The sequence below is a fragment of the Methyloversatilis discipulorum genome (genome assembly GCF_018780585.1).
GTDB classification, from domain to species: domain Bacteria; phylum Pseudomonadota; class Gammaproteobacteria; order Burkholderiales; family Rhodocyclaceae; genus Methyloversatilis; species Methyloversatilis discipulorum_B.
The window spans coordinates 1-1,345 of sequence record NZ_JADMJL010000053.1; the positions used below are offsets into that span (position 1 = coordinate 1).

A 1,345-nucleotide genomic window follows, 5' to 3' on the forward strand; every position below is an offset into this window, starting at 1 on the left:
GACTATGTCCCGAGACAGCACGAAAGCGCTTGCGCCGGAACATAGAATCTCCCACAAGAGTCCCGCGCGCCACAACTGAGGAGAGGGTTTTCCGACCTTCGCAGTGGTCAGCGGAAACCGCACATCCGGTGGATGTCGATCTCCGCTTCGATGCAGTCGGCCAGCCGGTCGAGGCTGGCTTCACGCAGCGCGTGCAGGTCGAGCGGCTCGGCCGCTTCGAGGCCGGCCCAGGCGAGCAGTGCGGCGCAGGCCTGGGGCGCGTCGAACAGGCCGTGCAGATAGGTCGCCATCAGCTGCCCGTCCGCCGAGCGCGCGCCGTCCGGGCCGTGCTCCAGTTCGACCGCCGGACGCGCCAGCGCCGGGCCTGCGCTCACACCCATATGGATTTCGTATCCGCGCACCGCCTCGCCACCGGGACACAGACGCCCCTGCACGACACGCAGCTGTTTCTCGGTTTCGAGCGTGGTGTCGTAGTCGAATAGGCCGAGCCCGGCCACGCTGCCCGGTACGCCTTCCAGTCCCAGCGGATCGTGCAGCGTGCGCCCCATCATCTGCATGCCGCCGCAGATGCCGAGCAGGCGACCGCCGTAGCGCAGGTGGCGGGCGATCTGCGCGTCCCAGCCGTGCGCGCGCAAGGCGGCGAGGTCGCCCTGCACGCTCTTGCTGCCGGGCAGGATGACGAGGTCGCAGGCCGGCAGCGGACGATCAAGCGGCACGAACATCAGGTCGACCTGCGGATGTGCACGCAGCGCGTCGAAATCGGTGTGATTGCTGATGCGCGGAAAAACCGGCACCGCCACGCGCAGCCGTGCGGCCTCACCCGCAGCGGTCTGCTGCGTCTGTATCGCGTCCTCGGCGTCGAGGTGCAGGCCCTTCAGCATCGGCAGCACGCCGAACACCGGCAGGCCGGTGCGCTGCTCCAGCCAGTCTTCGCCGGAACGCAGCAGCGCGCGGTCGCCACGGAAGCGGTTGATGACGAAGCCGCGCACCAGCGCACGCTCCTCATCGGACAGACAGTCCAGCGTGCCGACCAGATGGGCGAACACGCCGCCACGGTCGATGTCGGCGACGATGACCACCGGGCAGCGGTTGGGCAGCGCGAAGCCCATGTTGGCGATGTCGCGATCGCGCAGATTGATTTCCGCCGGGCTGCCCGCGCCTTCGACCACGACGAAGTCGTACTGCGCGGTCAGCCGCCGCCAGGACTGCATCACCGCATCCATCGCGACCCGCTTGTAGTCGTGGTAGGCGCGCGCTTCCATATTGGCCAGCGCGCGGCCATGCACGATGACCTGGGCGCCGGTGTCGGAGTTGGGCTTGAGCAGCACCGGGTTCATGTCGGTGT

At 68.4% G+C, this 1,345-nt stretch carries 1 protein-coding gene; it reads right to left on the reverse strand.

The genetic code is table 11. From position 1 onward, the window contains the following. Positions 1-107: 107 nt before the first annotated feature. Positions 108-1,345, reverse strand: a 1,238-nt coding sequence (locus tag IV112_RS19250) for a cobyric acid synthase (RefSeq protein ID WP_304006328.1), incomplete at its 5' end; no start/stop codon positions are given.